Annotated in this window: 19 protein-coding genes; 8 read left to right on the top strand and 11 right to left on the bottom strand. The window is 64.1% G+C overall.

What is annotated here, in order from left to right; all coding sequences use genetic code 11:
- Nucleotides 1-4: 4 nt before the first annotated feature.
- From RX329_RS29945 to folP, 5 genes are all read right to left on the bottom strand, one after another.
- Nucleotides 5-469 (bottom strand): GFA family protein, encoded by a 465-nt coding sequence (locus tag RX329_RS29945; protein WP_085352263.1) that lies wholly within the window; start codon nucleotides 467-469, stop codon nucleotides 5-7.
- On the bottom strand, nucleotides 466-2337 hold the full coding sequence (locus RX329_RS29940; RefSeq protein WP_085362364.1) for a methylmalonyl-CoA mutase subunit beta: 1872 nt from the start codon (nucleotides 2335-2337) through the stop codon (nucleotides 466-468). Before RX329_RS29940 ends, RX329_RS29945 begins: the two co-directional genes overlap by 4 nt.
- Nucleotides 2338-2418: 81 nt before the next feature.
- Nucleotides 2419-2910, bottom strand: coding sequence for a 2-amino-4-hydroxy-6-hydroxymethyldihydropteridine diphosphokinase (gene folK, locus RX329_RS29935; protein ID WP_085352265.1), 492 nt, complete (start codon nucleotides 2908-2910; stop codon nucleotides 2419-2421).
- 1 nt (nucleotide 2911) lies between these two features.
- A complete protein-coding gene (gene folB / locus RX329_RS29930) occupies nucleotides 2912-3280 on the bottom strand; it encodes a dihydroneopterin aldolase (protein WP_018456874.1) in 369 nt (122 codons plus the stop codon).
- The gene (gene folP / locus RX329_RS29925; protein WP_085352266.1) at nucleotides 3277-4137 is read right to left on the bottom strand and encodes a dihydropteroate synthase; all 861 of its coding nucleotides are present in this window, start codon (nucleotides 4135-4137) and stop codon (nucleotides 3277-3279) included. Before folP ends, folB begins: the two co-directional genes overlap by 4 nt.
- Nucleotides 4138-4330: 193 nt before the next feature.
- Between folP and RX329_RS29920 the strand changes: the two genes are divergently transcribed.
- A complete protein-coding gene (locus tag RX329_RS29920; protein WP_317244478.1) occupies nucleotides 4331-5509 on the top strand; it encodes an IS481 family transposase in 1179 nt (392 codons plus the stop codon).
- 174 nt (nucleotides 5510-5683) lie between these two features.
- Here the strand turns inward: RX329_RS29920 and RX329_RS29915 are convergent, their stop codons facing one another.
- On the bottom strand, nucleotides 5684-6091 hold the full coding sequence (locus RX329_RS29915; protein WP_317244747.1) for a DUF4332 domain-containing protein: 408 nt from the start codon (nucleotides 6089-6091) through the stop codon (nucleotides 5684-5686).
- A 26-nt stretch (nucleotides 6092-6117) separates the two neighbouring features.
- Nucleotides 6118-6483 carry a hypothetical protein gene (locus RX329_RS29910; RefSeq protein WP_085362365.1) on the bottom strand — a complete coding sequence of 122 codons (366 nt, stop codon included), beginning with the start codon at nucleotides 6481-6483 and terminating at the stop codon, nucleotides 6118-6120.
- 345 nt (nucleotides 6484-6828) lie between these two features.
- On the opposite strand from RX329_RS29910, the gene RX329_RS29905 reads away from it, so the two are divergent.
- The 3 genes from RX329_RS29905 to RX329_RS29895 all read left to right on the top strand — a co-directional run bounded on the left by RX329_RS29905 (nucleotide 6829) and on the right by RX329_RS29895 (nucleotide 11365).
- Nucleotides 6829-8457, top strand: a complete 1629-nt coding sequence (locus tag RX329_RS29905) for a helicase HerA-like domain-containing protein (protein ID WP_085362366.1) — start codon at nucleotides 6829-6831, stop codon at nucleotides 8455-8457.
- A 133-nt stretch (nucleotides 8458-8590) separates the two neighbouring features.
- On the top strand, nucleotides 8591-9919 hold the full coding sequence (locus RX329_RS29900) for a glycosyltransferase family 87 protein (protein WP_085385862.1): 1329 nt from the start codon (nucleotides 8591-8593) through the stop codon (nucleotides 9917-9919).
- A 51-nt stretch (nucleotides 9920-9970) separates the two neighbouring features.
- Complete coding sequence (locus RX329_RS29895) at nucleotides 9971-11365, top strand: M20/M25/M40 family metallo-hydrolase (RefSeq protein ID WP_085352269.1); 1395 nt, start codon at nucleotides 9971-9973, stop codon at nucleotides 11363-11365.
- Nucleotides 11366-11568: 203 nt separating this feature from the next.
- Here the strand turns inward: RX329_RS29895 and RX329_RS29890 are convergent, their stop codons facing one another.
- Together RX329_RS29890 and RX329_RS29885 are read right to left on the bottom strand one after the other, a co-directional pair.
- Nucleotides 11569-12348, bottom strand: a complete 780-nt coding sequence (locus RX329_RS29890; RefSeq protein WP_018456867.1) for a class II aldolase/adducin family protein — start codon at nucleotides 12346-12348, stop codon at nucleotides 11569-11571.
- Nucleotides 12349-12535: 187 nt separating this feature from the next.
- The gene (locus RX329_RS29885; RefSeq protein WP_085352270.1) at nucleotides 12536-14185 is read right to left on the bottom strand and encodes an ArnT family glycosyltransferase; all 1650 of its coding nucleotides are present in this window, start codon (nucleotides 14183-14185) and stop codon (nucleotides 12536-12538) included.
- 313 nt (nucleotides 14186-14498) lie between these two features.
- On the opposite strand from RX329_RS29885, the gene RX329_RS29880 reads away from it, so the two are divergent.
- Both RX329_RS29880 and RX329_RS29875 read left to right on the top strand, forming a co-directional pair.
- On the top strand, nucleotides 14499-15374 hold the full coding sequence (locus RX329_RS29880; protein ID WP_085385861.1) for a hypothetical protein: 876 nt from the start codon (nucleotides 14499-14501) through the stop codon (nucleotides 15372-15374).
- Nucleotides 15375-15540: 166 nt separating this feature from the next.
- The gene (locus RX329_RS29875; RefSeq protein WP_018456864.1) at nucleotides 15541-15957 is read left to right on the top strand and encodes a MucR family transcriptional regulator; all 417 of its coding nucleotides are present in this window, start codon (nucleotides 15541-15543) and stop codon (nucleotides 15955-15957) included.
- A gap of 5 nt (nucleotides 15958-15962) precedes the next feature.
- Here the strand turns inward: RX329_RS29875 and RX329_RS29870 are convergent, their stop codons facing one another.
- On the bottom strand, nucleotides 15963-16394 hold the full coding sequence (locus tag RX329_RS29870) for a SufE family protein (RefSeq protein ID WP_018456863.1): 432 nt from the start codon (nucleotides 16392-16394) through the stop codon (nucleotides 15963-15965).
- A 68-nt stretch (nucleotides 16395-16462) separates the two neighbouring features.
- A complete protein-coding gene (locus tag RX329_RS29865; protein ID WP_085362369.1) occupies nucleotides 16463-16888 on the bottom strand; it encodes a DUF5330 domain-containing protein in 426 nt (141 codons plus the stop codon).
- A gap of 384 nt (nucleotides 16889-17272) precedes the next feature.
- On the opposite strand from RX329_RS29865, the gene RX329_RS29860 reads away from it, so the two are divergent.
- On the top strand, nucleotides 17273-19189 hold the full coding sequence (locus tag RX329_RS29860) for a PAS domain-containing sensor histidine kinase (RefSeq protein ID WP_094183767.1): 1917 nt from the start codon (nucleotides 17273-17275) through the stop codon (nucleotides 19187-19189).
- On the top strand, nucleotides 19182-19877 hold the full coding sequence (locus tag RX329_RS29855) for a peptidoglycan-binding domain-containing protein (RefSeq protein WP_018458487.1): 696 nt from the start codon (nucleotides 19182-19184) through the stop codon (nucleotides 19875-19877). The genes RX329_RS29860 and RX329_RS29855 overlap by 8 nt, the downstream gene beginning before the upstream one ends.
- The last annotated feature ends 54 nt before the right edge of the window (nucleotides 19878-19931 follow it).

Below are 19931 nucleotides of genomic sequence, written 5' to 3'. Positions count from 1 at the left end.
CGCCTCAATCATGGTCCGGATGCTGATGGCTGACGATGGTCGCCATCTTTTCCGGCCCGTAATTCTGCTGCGTGGTCTGGCTCGGCAGATTGGCGATCCCGACCACCCAGCCGAGACGGGACTCGGTGCCGAACTGCCGAGTCGGCACCACGTGGTCAGGACGGTCGAAGGCGCCGGTCATGATCTCGATCCGGTCGCCGTCGATGCGGCCAAAGCTCAGCGGCGTGCCGCAGGCGGCGCAAAAGCCGCGCTCGGCGATGGAGGAGGAGCGGAAGAACGACGGACTCCCCTTGGTCCAGGCGAAGTCCGTCTTGTTGATGTCGGCAAAAGAGGCGAACGGCGCGCCGCTGGCCTTCTGGCACATCCGGCAGTGGCAGATCGAAACCCTGTTCGGCGCCGTCGTGACTCCAAAGCGCACTGCCCCGCATTGGCAGCCGCCGGTGAGAACGGGTTTGCCTGCGTCTGTCATGGCTGCTCCATCCGTCGATAGGTGTCTTGCAGCGTGGCAAGCGCATCGCCGCCGGCAAAGACGAAGCCGGTGACGCCGGCTGCACGCAGCGCCGCCTCGGCATCGGTCGGGCGGCCTGCCAGATAGATAAGTCGGGCGCCGGCGGTTTGCAGGGCCTGCGCCGCGGCTTCGGCGTGTTCCGCATAGACCTTGTCGCTGGAACAAAGGCAGGCGAGCCCGGCACCGGAGGCCTTGAAGGCTGCAGCTAACTGGGCCGGATCGGCGAAGCCCTGGCTGTCGACGGCCTGGATGCCACCGGTCTCGAACAGGCTTTTGGCAAAGGTCGCGCGCGCCGTGAAATCAGCGGGCGTGCCGAGATTGGCCAAGAAGACTTTCGGCCGCGCGCCGTGTGCCTTCAAGGCCGCATCGGATTCGTCCCGCAGCGCCTCGAACGGTTCCGCCAGCCGGATCGGCGGCAGCGCGTCGAACTTGTATTTTTGCTCGCCATAAGGCGCCAGCGCGATCGGCGTCGCCTTCAGCACCGCAGTTTCGTTCTCGTGCAGGTTCGGAAACTCGCTGGCGCCGGTCAGCACGTCGCGGCGTTTTGCGATGTTGGCGTCGCGGGCTTTTCGCGCAGCCGCGACCTTGCTCTGGAACAGGCCCTGCTGAAGCGCAGCGAAGGCGCCGCCGGCTCTCTCGCTCTCCTGGAAGAGCGCCCAGGCCGCGTCGCAGAGCTGGCCGGTCAGCGTCTCGATGCCGCCTGCGCCTGCCGCGGGATCGCTGACCTTGGCGAGGTTGCTCTCTTCCAGCAGCACGAGCTGAGTATTGCGCGCCACGCGCCGCGCGAATGGATCGGGCAGGCCGAGCGCCAGCGTATGCGGCAGCACGGTGACCGCGTTGGCGCCGGCGAGTCCGGCCGCAAACGTCGCCATGGTCGCGCGCAGCATGTTCACATAGGGATCGCGCTGCGTCAGCATGCGCCAGGCGGTATCGGCGGCGATGTACAGCGGTTTTGGCGTGAGCCCGCACGCCGTCTCGATACGCGCCCACAGCAGCCGCAATGCGCGGAATTTTGCCATGGTGAGGAACTGGTCTGCATCTGCGGCAAGCCGCGCATAGACCATGCCCTGCGCCTGCTCCAGAGGAACGCCCGCGCCCTCGATCGCGCGGAAATAAGCGACGCCGCAGGCGAGCGCGAAGGCGAGCTCCTGCGCCTCCGAGCCACCGGCATCGTGGATCACGCGTCCGTCCGCCGATGTAAACGGCCCCTTGAAGCCGAGCGCGGAGAGGCCCTTGACGCCGCCGGTGATGGCCGGAACGATCTCATCCCAGGTATAGGGGCTGTGGCCCCACACCGCGCAGGCCGCGAGCGGATCGAGCCCGAAGCGGATGTCGCAGGCCCCGGGATCGATGCCCTTGCTCTTCACATATTCCGCGACGTGGATCGCCGCCATCCGCGATTGCGGACCGATCTCGAGCTCGAGGCCGATGCCGGCATCGAGATGGACGTCCTTCAAGATCCTTGCGACTGCGTCTGCGGTCGGTTCCAGCCCGAAACCGTGAGCGGCATTGCCGCCGGCGAACACCAGCGCCAGACCCGTCGCACCATTTTCGAGATCGGTCAGTGCCTGCGCATTCGCCGCACTTGCATCGGGATGGTCGATCCGCTGCATGATCCGCCAGGGCGCCGCCGCCGGCCGGCCCACCACGGGCGCAACACCTTTGGCGCGCGGATAGAGCGGATCGATCTTGAGTCCGTCATAGGTCTTGGCGACCAGCTTCTCGAACGGCGCGCCCTTCAGCACGCCATCGACCAGCTTGCGCCAGTCGTCGACGGTCGCCTTGGGAAAATCCGCCGCCAGCGGCAGGTCGTCAGTCGCGGAGGTCATGCGGCGAAGGGCTCCCGAAAATCTTGTTGTTCGCAGGCGAAATTGCCACGGCCGGCCGTCCCTGCAAACGGTTGTTTTTGGTTAACCGGTATCCGGAAGCCGCTCAATGCCTTGTGTCGAGACGCTGGCGAGACCGTCATGGACACGAATGCCTGCGATCACGCGGTCGGGCGCGACCTCGGCCAGCGGCACCAGCACAAAGGCGCGCTCGAATAGGCGCGGATGCGGCAGGGTCAGGTCAGGCTTCTGCATCGACACATCGTCATAGGCGATCATGTCGAGATCGAGCGTGCGCGGGCCCCAGCGCCGCTCTTTATCGCGGGTGCGGCCGAATTTCTGCTCGACCTTCTGCATCACGAACAGGAGCGCATGCGGATCAAGGCTGGTCTCGATCTCGATGCAGGCGTTGATGAAGGGAGCCTGGTCCTCGTCGCCCCAGGGCGGCGTCGCATAGTCCGACGAGCGCGCGATCAAAGCGGCCTGCGCCATGCCGCAGATATGGGCGATTGCCTTCTGGAAGGTCGCGCGGACATCGCCGACATTGCCGCCGAGCGCAATCAGGACGCTCGACATGTCAGGGGTGCCGCGAGCGCGTCAGCATGACGCCGACGTCGTCGAAGATCGCGGCGATCGGCGCATGCGGCTTGTGCACGGTGATCTTGACCGCACGGATGCGCGGAAAGTGCGACAGGATGGCGTCGGCCACCGCGCCGGCCGCGCGCTCCAGTAGCTTGTAATTGGTGTTCTTGAAGGCCGCGGTGGTGGTCGCCACGACGTCGGCGTAGGACACGGTGTCGGCGAGCCGGTCGCTGCGGGAAGGCTCCGACAGGTCGGTATAGAGCTCGAGGTCGATGACAAAGCGTTGGCCGACCTCGGTCTCGTGCTCCATCACGCCGTGGCGGGCATGGATCGACAGGCCGGTTACGAAGATCGTATCGGTCATGGCTTGCTCTCGATTGCGTGCGCCACTCGCAGGGCCTGCAAGGTCTCGGCGACGTCGTGGGTGCGGATGATTTTCGCGCCGCGTTGTGCGGCGAGCAGATGTGCGGCGATCGAGCCGGCGAGCCGCTCGGTCGGCTCCGACGGCGACACCGAGGCGATGAAGCGTTTTCGCGAGGCACCAACGAGGATCGGCAGGCCGAACATGTCGAGCTCGCGAAGTCGTGCCAGCGCAATCATGCTCTGTTCTGCCGTCTTGCCGAAGCCGATGCCGGGATCGAGCACGATCTTGTCGCGGGCGATGCCGGCTTGTGCCGCGATATCCAGCGAGCGCTGGAAGAACGCCTTCATGTCCGCAATGATGTCGATGGCGGGATCGACCCTGTCGCGGTTATGCATGACGATGACAGGGACGCTCCTCGCGGCCACCAGCGGCGCCATGCCGGCGTCGCGTTGCAGGCCCCAGACGTCGTTGGCGATCGCAGCGCCCTGATCGAGCGCAAAGGCCACCACCTCGGCCTTCATGCTGTCGATCGAGACCGGCACGCCGAGCGCCACGATGTCCGATAGCACCGGCTTGAGCCGGGCCAGTTCGTCTGCCGCGGTGACCGGCCGGGCGCCCTTGTAGGGCCGGGTGGACTCGGCACCGATATCGATGATGTCGACCCCCACCTCGATCATCGCCCGTGCCCGCGCGAGTGCCTGCTCGGGCGCGATGAATTCGCCGCCGTCGGAGAATGAATCCGGGGTGACGTTGAGCACGCCCATCACCGCCGGGATCGGCCGCTCCAGCAGCGTCCGCAGCACGTCAGGCTCGACTGAACCGGCCGCCGGGACGGATGGGGAGGGCGAGGCATTCATGCGGCCCGCTTTAGCGGTCGGGGAGGGGGAGTCAAGACGGGAAGGCGTGGGTTGCCAGCGTTTGGACAGGGCGTCGCACACCCTCGCTGTCATTGCCCGCGAAATGTTTAGACCGGACAGATCACTGACAGGTGTTCGGAGACATAGCTGACACTTCAAACTGGGCTGGAATGGTCGATTCGGGAGGCCTTCCATGCCCTGGAACGAGGTGTCGGTGATGGATCAGCGACGGGAGTTTGTGCGGCTTGCGTTGCAGGAAGGGGCGAACCGGCGGGAGTTGTGCCGGCGGTTCGGGATCAGTCCTGATGTGGGCTACAAATGGCTGCGGCGTTGGCAGGCTGGAGATCATGAACTGGCGGATCAGTTGCGCCGGCCCAAGAGCATGCCCAAGCGGAGCGTGCCTGAGGTCGAGGCGCGGGTTCTGGCTGTGCGTGACAAGCATCCGGCTTGGGGAGCGCGCAAGATTGCCCATTGCCTGAAGCGCGGCGGCCAGACCGTACCGGTGCCCTCCACAGTGCATCGGATCCTGTGCCGGAACGAACGGATCAAGCCGAGCGAGAAAGCCGCGCCGAGCCCTTCAGGCCACCGGTTCGAGAGGGACGCGCCCAATCAACTCTGGCAGATGGACTTCAAGGGCCACATGCCGCTTGCCGACGGAAGGCGTTGCCATCCGCTAACCATGGTCGATGACCACTCCCGCTATGCGCTGTGTTTGAAGGCGTGCGCCAACGAGCAGCGACCTGATGTGCAGAGGCATCTGACCGACACCTTCCGACGCTATGGGCTGCCGGAGGCCTTCTACCTCGACAACGGTTCTCCCTGGGGCGACACCTCGGGCGTTCGCTGGACTGCGCTGAAGGTATGGCTGCTCAAGCTCGGCGTCAGGGTGGTCCATGCCAGGCCACGTCATCCTCAGGGCCGAGGCAAGAACGAACGCTTCCATCGCAGCTTGAAAGCAGAAGTGTTCGCTCTGCGCACGTTCCGCACTTTGGCGGAAGTCCAGCGTGCCCTCGATAGCTGGCGAACGGTCTACAATCTGGAGCGGCCCCACGAGAGCTTGGGCATGGGCATTCCCGCCGATCGCTACCGGCCCAGTTTACGCGCCATGCCGGATCGTGTGCCGAAGATCCAATACGACGCCGGGGAGATCGTTCGCACCGTCTCCTCGACGCGGAGCTACATCGCCTTCAAAGGGCAAATGTGGAAAGTCCCTCAAGCCTTCTGCGGCGAGCAGCTGGCCGTGAGGCCGCTCGACCGCGACGGCCGCTACGGAATCTTCTTTGCCAGTTGGCAGGTCGGATCAATCGACTTGACGCGCAGCCAAACTGTCAGTGATGTGTCCGAACAGGCGTCAGCTATGTCTCCGGTCTAAACAGAAAGCGGGCAATCCAGTATCCAGAGACAGTGCCGCGATACGGAGGAGCCGCGGCGTACTGGATACCCCGCTTTCGCGGGGTATGACGGCAGAGTTGGGATGCATTGTTGCTCATCGGGCAAAACAATGCCGAGAGAGTAGCGCCCACCCCGTATGCGGAGAGCAGCAGTCCTAATACGAAATCTTTGGCGGCAGCTTCTTCGCCTTGGCGATGAGGTCGCCGACCGACTTCTCCGAGGGCAGGATGCGGAGCAGCTTTTTCTTCTCGTTGGCGTCCCGCATGCTCTGGGCGAGCCTTGCCGGGTTACGGTAGGCGAGCTCGCGCACGGTGGTGACGCCGGCGGCGCGGACCAGACCGACCTTGGCCCTGCCCATGCCGGGGATGCGCATGTAGTCGGAGACGTTGGCCCATTCCAGCAGCAACTGCTCGCTGATGCCGGTCTTCGCGGAGAGCGCCTTGCGGCCCTTCACGGTCGAAGCCGCCTCGAGCAGCGCGTCGGTGGTGCGGATACCCTGCGCCTTCAACTTGTTGGCGGCAAAGGCCGACAGGCCCTCAATCTCGGAGATCGGATATGTCATGATACTCGATGTGAAATGCGCAGGCGTCAGGCGAACTGGCTGAGGCCCGGGGTCCCCGCGATGATCTTGCCCATCTGATCCGCTCCGATTTTGTCTCGGCCGAAGCGAAAAAGTTCACGGGCGATGTTCTGAATCTCGGACATGCCAAGTCCCAGGCCCATCAGGCGCGTGCCGACCGCCATCAGGCCGCCGCCCATCAGCCGCGACAGTCCTCCGCCGGTGCCGGATGCCTCGATTGCCGCTTCTGCACCTGGAATCTCGTCGATCAGGACCTGGACGCTGTCGGAAGGACCCTCGTTGCGGAGGAAGCCCAAGATAATGCCGACGGTCTTTTCGGCGACAGCACTATCTATGCTGGCGTTTGTCGCCAGCCGCCCGATTAGCTCGTCCATATGGCCGCCCCTCAGCCGGTTCACATGCCGGAGTATTGCTTTCGAAAATGATCTTGAGCCGGTGTGGTGTGAAATACAAGCGATGAACGCCATCAACGTTCCGATTCATTCTCGAACGCGCGAGAAGTGTTGCAGTGATGCAAGAGCGGAGATGAAATCGGCAAAAAAATGCCGCGATGCGAATGCGTCCTTCCTACTTTCGGCGGATGTCCACCTGCATATTTCCGACGAGTCGCATGCCCGGAGCGCGTTGAATGGTTTCAATCAGCGCGCGACATGCGTTAAACTACGGAACTGTGCATTCGAATTTCGATATGCGAAACAGGGCAGAGAGATCAGGGAATAATGACCGCACAGGACAGCAAGCTCGGTGATACCGACGACAAAATCTTCGTCGGTAAAGGAAACGAGCAGGCTTGGCTGACGCTGGCGTTCGCCAATCGCCACGGCCTCGTCACAGGTGCAACCGGAACCGGCAAGACGGTCTCGCTGCAGGTTATGGCGGAAGGATTTGCGCGCGCCGGTGTTCCGGTCTTCGCGGCCGACATCAAGGGCGACCTCTCGGGCATCTCCGAGGTCGGCGTGCCCGCGGATTTCATCGTCAAGCGCGCCACCGAGATGGGACTGACGTTCGAGCCCGACCAGTTCTCGACGGTGTTCTGGGACGTGTTCGGCGAGCAGGGCCACCCGGTCCGTGCGACCGTCACAGAAATGGGCCCGCTGCTGCTCGCACGTATGCTGGACCTGAACGACGTGCAGGAAGGCGTGCTCAACGTCGCCTTTCGCGTCGCCGACGACAACGGGCTGACCCTGATCGACATGAAGGATCTGCGCGCGCTGCTCGATGCCATCGTGCCCGATGCGGGCAAGAAGGGGACGGATGCCGAGGACAGTCCGCTTGCCGAGATCAAGAAGGCGGCGCAGGGTTTTGGTAATGTCACCAAGGCCACGGTCGGCACCATCCAGCGCCAGCTTCTGGTGCTCGAGAACCAGGGCGCCACCAAATTCTTCGGCGAGCCGGCGCTGACGCTGAAGGACTTCATGAAGACCGACCGCGACGGCCGCGGCATGGTCAACATCCTCGTCGCCGACAAACTGCTGCAGAGCCCACGGCTTTACGCGACATTCCTGCTGTGGATGCTGTCGGAATTGTTCGAGGAGCTGCCCGAGGCCGGTGACCTGCCCAAGCCGAAGCTGGTCTTCTTCTTCGACGAGGCGCATCTGTTGTTCAACGACGCGCCCAAGGCGCTGATGGACAAGATCGAGCAGGTGGTGCGCCTGATCCGCTCCAAAGGCGTCGGCGTTTATTTCGTGACTCAAAACCCGGTCGACGTGCCCGACCGCGTGCTCGGACAATTGGGCAACCGGGTGCAGCACGCGCTGCGCGCCTTCACCCCGCGCGACCAGAAGGCGGTCGCCGCTGCGGCCCAGACCTTCCGCCCCAACCCGAAGCTCGACACCGCCAAGGTGATCATGGAGCTCGGCAAGGGCGAGGCGCTGGTGTCCTTTCTCGAAGGCAACGGCACGCCGGCGATGGTCGAGCGGGTGATGATCCGGCCGCCATCGGCCCGGATCGGACCGATCACGCCGGAAGAGCGCAAGGCGATCATGGATGCAAGTCCGGTGAAGGGCAAATACGACACCGCCGTTGATGCAGAGTCCGCCTACGAGATGATCCAGAAGCGCATTGCCGGCACGGCGGCGACTGCCGATCCCGGCGCGGCTGGCGGCATTGGAGGCGGTGGCATCCTCGGCCAGATCGGCTCGATGGTCGGCACCATCTTCGGCACGAACGTCAAGCGCGGCCGCCTCTCGACGGGCCAGGTCATCGCCCGCGACGTGACCCGATCGGTCACCAATCAGGTAATCGGGGGGATGGCGGCCAATATCGGCAAGTCCGTCGCCGGCCAGCTTGGTGGCTCGATCGGCCGCACGCTGGTCCGCGGCGCGCTCGGCGGCTTGCTGCGCAGGTAGGCAGAAAGCCTCGTTTGAGGCAACTCCTCCGCAAACCCGCCGCTTGTGCGCGGCGGGTACAAATTCGGGTGATCAGGACTCTCCAAGCGTTCGTTGGTCTGCTAGGTGCTATGGCCCCTGACTGGACCACATCGTGACCTCACCTAAATCTTTCGTTCGATCCGGCGCACTCCGAACCCTGTCGTTGCGTGCGCCACTCGACCTGCTCTTCCTGCTCTGCTGCTTCATCCTGGCTGCCGATGTCCTTGGTCCCGAGATCTTCGGGCACGGCAAGACCAAGGACTACGGCCTGTGGTACTGGGCCGGGCAGCAGGTCTTGAAGGGTGGGCCGCTCTATCCCGGCGATATCCACCAGTACTTCGAGTTCATCTACCCACCGCTGCCGGCGATCCTGCTGGCAGTCCCGAGCTGGTTCGGCAAGATCGCGCTCTACAGCGTGCTGTCGATCCTGAATATTGCGGCGTGGTGGTACACCGGGATGCTCTCCAATGCCATGACCGGTTCGGGCCGCACGGCTGGCCCTTGGCTGGAGGCGCTGCCCGCTCTCGTCACCGTGACCTTCGTGTTCGACATGTTCGATCTTGGCCAGCCGAACCTCGTCCTGCTGGCGATGATGCTCTACGGCTTCTGGAGTTTGCAGCATCAGCGCTCCTGGCTCGCAGGCTTCATGTTCGCGCTCGCCGCCGCCATCAAGGTGTTTCCCATTGCGGTGCTGCCCTATCTGGTCTGGCGGCGAAACTGGGGAGCCGCCGTCGCTACGGTCGCGTTCGCCGGCATACTTCTCTATATCGTGCCGGCCCCCATTCGCGGCTTCGAGCGCAACGCCGCCGAGGTCAAGACCTGGTATCAGGGCATGGTCGGGTCGAGTTCGGAAAAAGGATTTGGCCAGCGCGACGAGCAGAACTGGTCGTGGGTGAACCAGTCACTCATTGCTGTCACGCACCGGCTGGTCCGGCCAATCAACTACAATCAGGAGGATCCGAGCAAGCCGGCGCGCACGATGAATGTCATCGACGTCGATTACAGGACGGCGAACTGGATCGTGCTGGCGCTGTCGGCGTTGCTCGGACTCGGCTTCGTCGCGGTCATGCCACGGCAAGCGCGGCGTACGGCGCGCTCGGACGCCGAGGAACTCGGCATCCTGTTCTGCCTGATGACGGTGGCATCGCCTCTGGCGCGGCAATACTACTTCATGTGGCTGTTCTTCCCGATGACGGTGCTGATGCATCGTGCCGCCTTCGACGAGCGGGCGAACGTGCGCCTGGGAACCTGGCTCGCCCTTGGCGCCGCCGGCATCCTCATGCTGCTGGCGCTGCCGTGGTTTCCAAATGTCTTGCAGGCCTGGGGCAACAACCTCGTCGCCACGGCGGTGCTCGCAGCTAGTCTCGCATGGCACATCCGGCATCCGCCGGTTGCGGCTGGCCTCAACGCCGCGGCAGCGCTAAAAGCCGATAGTTCTTGAGAAGACATCTTGAGCCGACGTCTCGGGATTCGAACGCAGGGAATACGACCAATGGCAAATGCGCAGCTTCAATCCGTGCTCGACCACATCGACAAGGAGTTCGACAACAGCCTGGAGCGCCTGTTCTCGCTGTTGCGGATCAAGTCGATCTCCGCCGATCCGGCCTTCGCGGCCGATTGCAAGGCGGCGGCCGAGCATCTTGCCAGGGACATCGCGAGCCTCGGCGTTGCCACTGAAGTGAGGCCAACCGCCGGCCATCCCGCGGTCGTCGGCAAGAGCGTCGCGGGCGGCCGTCCGCATGTGCTGTTCTACGGCCACTATGATGTGCAGCCGGTCGATCCTCTCGAGCTCTGGCACCGTCCGCCATTCGAGCCTGTTGTGACCGACCATGCCGATGGTCGCAAGATCATCGTGGCGCGCGGCGCCGAGGACGACAAGGGCCAGGTCATGACCTTCGTCGAGGCCTGCCGCGCCTGGAAGAAGGTGACGGGGTCGCTGCCGATCGACGTCACGTTCCTGATCGAAGGCGAGGAAGAAGTCGGCTCGAAGAACTTCGTGCCCTTCATCGAAGCCAACAAGGACGAGTTTAAGGCTGACTACGTGCTGGTCTGCGACACCGGCATGTGGGACCGCAACACGCCGGCGATCACGACCTCGCTGCGCGGCCTGCTCTATGAGGAGCTCAAGATCACCGCCGCCAATCGCGACCTGCATTCCGGCGTGTTCGGCGGTAGCGCGATGAACCCGATCCGGGTGCTGACCAAAATTCTCGGCGCGCTGTTCGACGACGACAATCGCATCACCATTCCGGGCTTCTATGATGGGGTGAAGGACACGCCGCCGGATATTCTCGCGCAGTGGAAGAAGCTCGATTTCACGCCGGACACATTCCTCAAGCCAGTTGGGCTATCGATACCGGCCGGCGAGAAGGGCAGGCTCCTGGTCGAGCAAGCTTCCACGCGTCCGACCTGCGACGTCAACGGCATCTGGGGCGGTTATATCGGTGAGGGCTCGAAGACGGTGATCCCGTCGCACGCCTCGGCCAAGGTCTCGTTCCGACTGGTCGAAGGGCAGGATCCGCAAAAGATCCGCAAGGCTTTCCGTGAGTACGTGACGGCGCGCATTCCGGGAGACTGCAAGGTCGAGTTCGGCGACCACTCTGCCGGGCCTGCAATCGCGCTCGACTGGAACATGAAGCCGCTCGCCGCGGCCAAGACCGCGCTGACCGAGGAATGGGGCAAGGAGACCGTGTTGATGGGCTCGGGCGCCTCGATCCCGATCGTCGCGGACTTCAAGCGTACGCTTGGGCTGGATTCGCTGCTCGTCGGTTTCGGCCTCGACGACGACAATATCCACTCGCCGAACGAGAAGTACGACCTCCGCAGTTTCCAGAAAGGCATCCGTTCCTGGGCCCGCATCCTCGCGGCGCTGGCGGAGGTGAAGTAGGGCGCAGTGCGTAGGGTGGGCAAAGGCGCAAAGCGCCGTGCCCACCATCTGTCCCGGATCGCGATCGGCAATGGTGGGCACGCTTCGCTTTGCCCACCCTACGAGACCTTACAAATAAAAACGCTGCCCGGAATTGGGCGGCGTTTCATTCCAAAAGGCGTAGAGGTTCGTTGACCGTTACCCTACACCAAATCCCGAAAATTTCAAGAGCGGTAGCCCGGAAGCTCGCGGTCCAGCTTGCGTAGCAGCGGTGGCCACACGAGGTTGGTGGCGCGCAGCTCGGCGCGGTCGCGGTTGGCGAGCAGCTCGGTGTTCTTGTCGATCGCGACATCGTCGACCGGGTAGACCGGCGTGCCCAGCGCGCGCGTACGCACCTGCATCGAGCAGGCTCGCTCGAGGTGATACATGCGCTCGAAGGCCGAGGCGACCGAGCGCCCGACCGTCAACGTGCCGTGGTTGCGCAAGAGCATGTGGTTGTGGTCGCCTAGGTCCTTCTGCAGCCGCGGCCGCTCGTCGTGGTCGAGGGCGATACCTTCGTAGTCGTGATAGGCGAGGTCGTGGGTGACGAGCTGGGCGGTCTGGTTCAGCGGCAGCAGGCCTTCGGCGCTGCTCGAGACAGCGGTGCCGTCGAGGGTGTGAAGATGCAGCACGCAGATGGCGTCCTCGCGAACCTCGTGGATCGCCGAGTGGATGGTGAAGCCGGCGGGGTTGACGCTGTATTCGCTCTCGGAGAGCTGGTTGCCGTGCAGATCGACCTTGACGAGGCTCGACGCCGTGATCTCGTCGAACATCAGCCCGTAGGGGTTGATGAGGAAATGATGGTCGGGGCCGGGCACGCGCGCTGAGATGTGGGTGTCGACCAAGTCGTCCCAGCCGTAGAGCGAGACGAGGCGATAGCAGGCGGCGAGATTGACCCGTTGCTGCCACTCGGCCTCCGTCATGTTCGACGGCACTTCCTTCAGGCGCGCTTCCGCTGGCGACATGGCTGATCTCTCCGAACATCGTTGTTGCAGGGAGGGAGCGTAGTCCTGCCGCGACCTGCCAGCAAGGCACACAAAGCGCGGCAGTCCAGCGTAGCCCGCATGAGCGAAGCGACATGCGGGGCTGCCTGATAGGCCCCGGATGTCGCTGCGCTCATCCGGGCTACGGTCCTACAAGAGAGAAGAATTTTTACGGCGCCGGGATCGAGAGCAGGCTGGAAATGCTGCTGCCGCGGATATCGTAGACGCGGGCGAACACCACGTCGTCGCGCTTGATCTCGACCAGCACGGGGGCGGTGAGGCCCTTGCAGTAGAACTCACCGAGCGTCATGGCGAAATCGGCGGCATTGGAATCCCAGCCAATGGTGAAGTCGGGGCCGAGCGCGACCTGGGCGGGACGCTGCGGACCGCACACGGCGACCTTCCATTTCCGATTGCGCGGCGGCACTTCCTGGCGTTCGACCAGCTGCTCGCGCAATTCGTCGGAGGCCTGCTTCAGCGCGAGGCCCCAATAATCCAGCATGAAGCGGTCGTCGGCGCCGCGCACGGTGCCGGCGATGTGGTTGAAGTGGGTGTATTGATAGGGATGCAGGCGGATCATCTCGGCGAGCGAGAGCGCAAGGCCAAAGCAGAAGGTGGCGAGCACGACCGGCTGCCAGGTGCGATGATTGGCGCGCAGGCGCTCCATGGCCCAGCCAAAGGCGAGGCCGCCGAGCACCGCCATCGGCGGGATCACGAAGACGAAATGGCGGATGCCATTGTACAGCGCCGGTCGCTTCACCATCGCGATCGCGAGCGGCAGCGTCGCGGCGAGCGTGAGCATCAGCAGGATGGTCTTGCGGCGGGCTGGGACCTCGCGGCGGGGCAGCATAACCAAGGTGCCGATCACGGCGCCGAACGTCAGCACCAGCATCACCTCGGGCAACTGAAGTGCGAACAGCGTCGGCAGATAGGACCAGGGCATGTCAGGCACGGATACGATCGCGCCGTCGAACATCTCCTTCCAGGGTTTCTCGAAGAAGTGCGAGAAGTAGGTCAGCGCCTCGAAGGGATTGCCGGGCTCCATGATCGACCACGGCCAGATCAGCCCCATCACGAGATAGCCGAGCACGAGGCCGGGCAGCAGCACGTAGACGACATGAGCGAAGCGTCGGACCGACTCGCGCAGGCCCTCGCTGCGCAGTTCCTCCAGGAACAGCGGCATGAAGCCGATTACGGCATAGACCAGCGCAAGGCCGCCGAGGATGCGGGTGCCGAGCGAGAGGCCGGCACCAAGGCCGACGATCAAGATCGTGCGCGGCGAAGGCTGCGGATATTCCTCGGCGAGGCGCACAAGGCCCAGCATCAGGATGATCATGGCCACGGCGAAGGGCGCATCCTTCGGGTTCATGAACATGTGGCCGTAGAAGATCGGGCAGAGCGCGAGCAGCAAGAGTGAGGCAAGTCCCGCAAGCGGGCCGCCGATACGGCGGCCGAGCCGCCACGTCACGGCAAGTCCGATCACGCCGACGACGGCGCCGACCAGACGGCGCGTCTCGAACAGCTCGAGCGGAATCACCTTGTGCAGGAGGGCCGCGACCATGTCGAAGCCGCCGCCATACATATAGAGGTTGGCGAAGGAGAGTGCCGCGGTGTCCTTGAAACCGGAACCGAACATGCGCAGCAGCAGGTCGGCATATTCGGCGTGGGTGTAGTCGTCCCAGCCGAGCCCATAGTCGCGGAAGGTCAAGCCTGCAATGACGGCGACCGCAGCCAGCACCAGCATGGCGAGATCGTCGCAAGTCCGTTCAACCGAGCGCCGCAGAGGCGTGTCGATCGCCGAAGTCGTGATGGATGTCATGGCTATTGGTGACCCGGAATCCCCTCTTGGCCCTGCTGGTGCGCGCGGGCCTGCTCCCCGGAATCCCTATAGCGCAGTTCCATTACCAAGTAATTGGGCATTATGGCTAAATTCCTGATGCAACGCAGCAAATCCGACCAACTTGAGAGCAGCCTAGAAGTAGCGAGCCGTAGCTGAAGGGAATGTGAATAAGTCCCTGATTTCCTTTCCTTTAGGAACGCAGCCTATAATTCGACGTTGGCGTGGAACACCGGATGACGGTATCGTGGCGTGACGAGTGTCGCGTATGGCTGCGCGGCCGGGGGTGAGTTCGATGGCGTTGGCATTGTTGATCGCGGGGATTTTCGCCGTTTTGGCGGGCCTCCTTGCGATCCTGTTCGGCTTCACCGTCAGGGAATTCAGTCTCGGCAGTACCCTCATAATCTCCGGTACCATCGGCGTCTGCTCCGGACTGTTACTGGCCGGCCTCTACGTGGTGGTCGCGGAGTTGAAGGGCATCGCTCGCCGGCTGGCTGGATCAATTGCACCATCCGACGTTCGGGTCAGGCCCGTGCTGCCGGGTCTCGGGATGGCCGGGACGCCTGCCCCCGCGCCTGAGCCGGCGGGCGCCGAGAAGATGGAGCCGGCGCCGCCATTGCCGGCCGCAGGACCGCTGCCTTGGCAGAACGAAGCAGCCGCGCGCGAGCGTCCGCGCGTCGAGCCGCCGCCAGCGCCGGAAGCTCCGAGCCCGCCTGAGGTTCCGGAACCGCCGCGCCGGCGCAACCTGTTGTTCGCCTCGACCTCCCGCAAGGAGCGTGAGCGCGCGGAAGCGAAGACCGGCGAGGGCTTGCCGCCGCTGCCGCATGCCGAGCCGTCGGCGGAGCCTGCCGCCCCGGAGACGCCGCCTGCGAGCTTTGACGACGCCTGGCCGAAGCCGGACCGTATGAGGCCTCCGGAGCCGCCGGCCGCCGCGCGGCGCCCGCCACCGCGCTCGCCGTCGACCTTCGCTGAGCCTGCTCCGCCGCCCGCACCCGAGCCTGCGGCTGCGGCCGAGCAGACGCCTGTGACCGTGCTCAAATCCGGCATCGTCGACGGCATGGCTTATTCGCTCTATTCCGATGGCTCGATCGAAGCCCAGATGCCTGAGGGGATGATGCGCTTTGCCTCGATCGACGAGCTGCGCTCCCACCTCGACCAGCGCGGCGCTTGAGAGCGGGCGCAGGCAAATCTGGTGCAGGCAAAACGCTAGGGTAGACAAGTAAAGCGGTGGTGTTCTTGATTCCTTAGTCGTCCCATTTCAGCCGAACGTATTGTTGACACGGAATACTTTGGCGTCGTCTCTCGCGTGAGACGCAAGGTGGAGAAAGGCGGGGCCGATGTCGGATGCTGGGGCTAAGAATTTCGTTGAGCTGACGGCGGGCATCGTGTCGGCCTATCTCAGCAACAATCCAACGCCTGCGGCTGAGATTCCGAATCTGATCAGCCAGGTGCATGGCGCGCTGGTGCGCGTTTCGTCAGGCCGCACCGAGACGGCGCCGCTCGAGCCAGCGAAGCCGGCGGTCTCGCTGAAGAAGTCGATCGCGCCCGATTATCTGGTTTGTCTGGAAGACGGCAAGCGCTTCAAGTCGCTGAAGCGCCATCTGCGCACCCAATACAACATGACGCCGGAGCAATATCGCGAGAAATGGGGCCTGCCGGCCGACTATCCCATGGTCGCACCGAACTATGCGGTGGCCCGCTCGCAGCTTGCGAAGCAGATGGGACTGGGACAGCAGCAGCGGAAGCGGAAGTAGAGTTTCTACGACGCTTCCGCGAGCGCCTCTTTCGCGTCGGTCTTGATCCGCTCGACCATCGAGCGCAGGCCGTTGGAACGCTGCGGCGTCAGATGGTCGCGAAAGCCGAACTCGTCGAATACGGCAATGGCGTCGGTCGCAAGAATCTCCTGTGGCGTGCGGCCGGAGTAAAGCGACAGAACGATCGCGACCAGCCCGCGCACGATGTGGGCGTCACTGTCGCCGCGATATGTCAGGATCGGCGCGCCGTCATCGCGACGATCAATCAGCTTCTGAAGCCAGACCTGGCTGACACAGCCATTCACCTTGTTCTCGGCCGAATGCTCGGCTTCGGACATCGGTTCCAGGGTGCGGCCGAGCTCGATGACGTACCGATAGCGGTCGTCCCACTCGTCCAGAATCTCGAAATTGTCCCTGATTTCATCGATCGTCGTCATGCTGGCCCAAAGTTCCCGTTCAGGCCAATATAGGGACGCAAAGCGCCGAAATCGATAGGGTTTGGGCGCTAATTCGCTGTCGCGGGCGCCGGGCCGCGCCATTCCAGCGCGAGGTCGTCCTGGGACAGGGTGTCGCGCGGCGCCTCGCTCGCAGCAAGATCGCCTTCGCCGGCCAGCGCGATCGAGCCGGTGTGGTCGGGCGCCTTCTTGTCGGGCTTCTCGAGCTGTTCTTTCTTGTCGTTAATGATCTGGTAGATCTTCTTTGCGCCGTCCTGCGCCCGCTGGCCGATGATGGTGGCGGCCTGTCCGCCGACCTCGCACGCCGTCGGCTGGCGCTTGCAGAACTGGGTCATGTCGGAGACGGCCGCGGTCGCAGCCTGCACCGCGTCGGCAGCGCCGATCTGCGGCAGCTTGTCCGATTCGGGCGTCTTGTCCCGCGGCAGGAGCACCAGCACCAGCCCGAGCCAGAATGTGATGCGAAGCAGAAAGCGCATCTTGCGACCTGTATGTTAGATCCCGCCGCGGCGATCTCCGCGGATGTCGGACCTAGCAACTCTCGATAAATCGCAAGTGATTGCCTTCCGCTTAATTCGCGGAAAATTGACTCAAGAATCTTTGCTATCGATGGTGTCGTAAATTTTCGATTGACGTCCGTGCCGTGAGCGCTGCCGCCACGCCCGTCCACCATTTCGAAACCATGCGGATCACGGTGAAACCCTGTGTTCACCATCCTCGCCGATGACGTCGTCAAATCGTCTAAAAAGCCCTGCGATGACGGGGTGTCCGGCGGCGCGCCGCGATGCCTTAGTGTTCGTTTAAGGTCGCTCTGACACGGTGGCTCAACGATAAGGAGGCGTTCCGGCGCGTCTTCCCGACGAATGAGCCGAAGCGCGAGACCCGTGACAGTTTTGAGTATCATCCGCGATTGTCTCGATGCGCTGCTGCATCCCTCCGCGCGTTACGACGCGCTGACGCGAGCGCGCCATCGTGCCTTCATGGCCCCGCGGCTGCTCGGCAGCCTAGCCGCCTTTGCCGCATTCCCGGTCTATCTCGCCATGCGCGGCGCGCCGAGCGCGATCGAGGTGGCAGCCTTCGCCTGGCTGATTGCGCCGATCCTGTTGTCCTGGTTCCTGTCGCGCACCGGCCGTTACGAAGGCGCGCATGTGCTGTCGTCGCTGGCGCTCTCGGGCCTGATCATGGCGGTTGCGGTGACGACCGGCGGCATCGAATCATTCGCTGCAATCTGGCTGGTTGTCGTTCCCCTCGAAGCTGCGCTGTCGGCCTCGCGCCGCGTCGCGGCCTTTGCCTCGCTGCTGGCGCTGTCCTGCGCCGGCATCCTGATCCTCGTCAGCCAGCTCGGCTGGCTGCCGATTGGCGATACCAGCGCTGCGGAACGCGGCGTGCTGATAGCGATCGGCGTCGCCTCGGCGACGCTCTATGCCGCAGGTCTGGCCTTCGGAGCGGAATCGCTCGCGCGCACCAGCGTTGCGCTGCTGTTGCGTGAGGAAGAGCGTTACCGCCTCCTGGCGCGGAACATGAGCGACGTCATCTCGCGGCATCAGCGCAACGGCGCGGTGCAGTTCATTTCACCGGCGGTGGAAGCCATGCTCGGCGTGCCCGTCGCGCAACTGCTCGGCCACGGCCTGTTCGATCGCGTCCATGTCGCCGATCGGCCGGCGTATCTGACGGCGCTGTCCGATGCCGCGCGCGGCGACGTGCGCAGTGTCGAGTTCCGGTTGCGCCGGGAGCGTGCCGGCTCTGAGCGCGGCCAGGTTGATTTCATCTGGGTCGAGATGCGCTGCCGCCCGCTCGATCAGGATATGGGCCGTGATGCCACGCGCGAGGCCGATGTCGTCGCTGTGATGCGCGATGTCACCGACCGCAAGCTCGGGGAGCAGGCGTTCGATCAGGCGCGCAGCGCTGCAGAGGCGGCGGACGCCGCCAAGACGCGCTTCCTCGCCACCATGAGCCATGAGCTGCGCACGCCGCTGAACGCCATCATCGGCTTCTCCGAGATGATCACGCAGGAGCAGACCTTGATGCTGGGCGCGGCCCAGCGGAGGGAATACGCCCAGCTCATCAACGATTCCGGCCAGCATCTGCTCTCGGTCGTCAACGGCATCCTGGACATGTCCAAGATGGAGTCGGGCAATTTCGAGATGGCGTCCGAACCGTTCGCGCCGCGTGCATCATTGATGCATTGCTGCAATCTGCTGGCGCTGAAGGCGCGGGAGAACGGCGTCGATCTCGTCACCGATGCGCCGCAGGATCTGCCTGTCATGACCGGCGATCCGCGCGCCTTCAAGCAGATCGTGCTCAACCTCGTCGCGAACGCCGTCAAGTTCACCGAGCGTGGCGGTCAGGTCACCGTAACGGCCGCGGTCTCGGGCTCGCAGCTTGCGCTGCGCGTCAGCGACACCGGTATAGGCATCGCGCCTGACGATCTCAAGCGCATCGGCGCGCCGTTCTTCCAGGCCGGCAAGACCTATCAGCGCCGTCACGAAGGCACCGGCCTCGGACTTTCGATCGTGAAGAGCCTCGTGGCGTTGCATCTCGGCGAATTGACGGTACAAAGCAGGCTCGGCGAGGGCACTGCCGTCACCGTCAAGCTGCCGCTCGTCTACACGCCGCAAGCCAAGACGTCTGATATGAAGACTTCTGATGGCAAGATGTCCGACAGCAAGGCGAGCGAGAGCAAGATCGCGACCCTGACGCCGGTGCTACGCCAGGAAGTTCAGGACCATCCTCACGACCAAGTTCAGGACCAACCCGCTCTGGTGAAGAAAAGTGCCTAAAAAGTCTGCCAAGGACGAAGCCGCTCCGCGCCGCCGTGGCGCCAAGGCCGCGGTCATCGATGTCGAGACCGAGCGCAATCTCGTGCTGCGCGTGCTGCTGCATAGCCCCAAGGATACCCTGGCCGGTCTCGTCGCCGTTGCCGCCATCGGCGCGATCGTTGCCAATGCGCTGTTCCTGCAGACCGGCCGGCATCCAGCGCCGATGTTCGGCACCGTGATCAATCTTCCCGCACCGTCGTCCCTGGCGCTGTCGAACCCCTTGCCGCGTCCGCGTCCCGTCGGCGCCGATACTTCGCCGCTCGAGCCGAGAGCGACGGAGTTTCGTGCCGAACCCAGACCTGCGGAAAAGCCGCCTGAAAGGCCTGTCGAGGCGACCGCATCGACGCCGCGCTCGGGCGATCCCATGACCAATCTGGTCAAGCAAACGATTTCGGCGCCGCCCTCCGTCACGCGTCCTCCGGCGCCGATCCCCGTGCAGCAGAGCCCGGCCGCGCGGCGCATCGCCGGCGTGCAGCGCGCGCTGTCCGAATATGGCTACGGGAATTTGAAGATCACGGGCGCGATGGGCGCCGAGACCCAGTCCGCGATCCAGAAATTCGAGCGCGAGCACAAGATGCAGGTCACCGGCCAGCTGTCCGACCGCCTGCTCCGCGAGCTCGGTGCCGCGATCGGACACCCCGTCGAATAGTCGTGACTGTTGCGAAGGCTGGTGCTGATTGCAGCGCTGTCCTATCGTGCGCTC

This window comes from Bradyrhizobium sp. BWC-3-1 (genome assembly GCF_032917965.1).
Taxonomy (GTDB): domain Bacteria; phylum Pseudomonadota; class Alphaproteobacteria; order Rhizobiales; family Xanthobacteraceae; genus Bradyrhizobium; species Bradyrhizobium canariense_D.
This window is presented reverse-complemented; position numbering and strand designations above follow the sequence as displayed.

Coding starts and splice junctions, on each gene's coding strand:
- RX329_RS29945 (WP_085352263.1), bottom strand. CDS start 469: ATGACAGACGCAGGCAAACCCGTTCTCACCGGCGGCTGCCAATGCGGG.
- RX329_RS29940 (WP_085362364.1), bottom strand. CDS start 2,337: ATGACCTCCGCGACTGACGACCTGCCGCTGGCGGCGGATTTTCCCAAG.
- folK (WP_085352265.1), bottom strand. CDS start 2,910: ATGTCGAGCGTCCTGATTGCGCTCGGCGGCAATGTCGGCGATGTCCGC.
- folB (WP_018456874.1), bottom strand. CDS start 3,280: ATGACCGATACGATCTTCGTAACCGGCCTGTCGATCCATGCCCGCCAC.
- folP (WP_085352266.1), bottom strand. CDS start 4,137: ATGAATGCCTCGCCCTCCCCATCCGTCCCGGCGGCCGGTTCAGTCGAG.
- RX329_RS29920 (WP_317244478.1), top strand. CDS start 4,331: ATGCCCTGGAACGAGGTGTCGGTGATGGATCAGCGACGGGAGTTTGTG.
- RX329_RS29915 (WP_317244747.1), bottom strand. CDS start 6,091: ATGACATATCCGATCTCCGAGATTGAGGGCCTGTCGGCCTTTGCCGCC.
- RX329_RS29910 (WP_085362365.1), bottom strand. CDS start 6,483: ATGGACGAGCTAATCGGGCGGCTGGCGACAAACGCCAGCATAGATAGT.
- RX329_RS29905 (WP_085362366.1), top strand. CDS start 6,829: ATGACCGCACAGGACAGCAAGCTCGGTGATACCGACGACAAAATCTTC.
- RX329_RS29895 (WP_085352269.1), top strand. CDS start 9,971: ATGGCAAATGCGCAGCTTCAATCCGTGCTCGACCACATCGACAAGGAG.
- RX329_RS29890 (WP_018456867.1), bottom strand. CDS start 12,348: ATGTCGCCAGCGGAAGCGCGCCTGAAGGAAGTGCCGTCGAACATGACG.
- RX329_RS29885 (WP_085352270.1), bottom strand. CDS start 14,185: ATGACATCCATCACGACTTCGGCGATCGACACGCCTCTGCGGCGCTCG.
- RX329_RS29880 (WP_085385861.1), top strand. CDS start 14,499: ATGGCGTTGGCATTGTTGATCGCGGGGATTTTCGCCGTTTTGGCGGGC.
- RX329_RS29875 (WP_018456864.1), top strand. CDS start 15,541: ATGTCGGATGCTGGGGCTAAGAATTTCGTTGAGCTGACGGCGGGCATC.
- RX329_RS29870 (WP_018456863.1), bottom strand. CDS start 16,394: ATGACGACGATCGATGAAATCAGGGACAATTTCGAGATTCTGGACGAG.
- RX329_RS29865 (WP_085362369.1), bottom strand. CDS start 16,888: ATGCGCTTTCTGCTTCGCATCACATTCTGGCTCGGGCTGGTGCTGGTG.
- RX329_RS29860 (WP_094183767.1), top strand. CDS start 17,273: ATGAGCCGAAGCGCGAGACCCGTGACAGTTTTGAGTATCATCCGCGAT.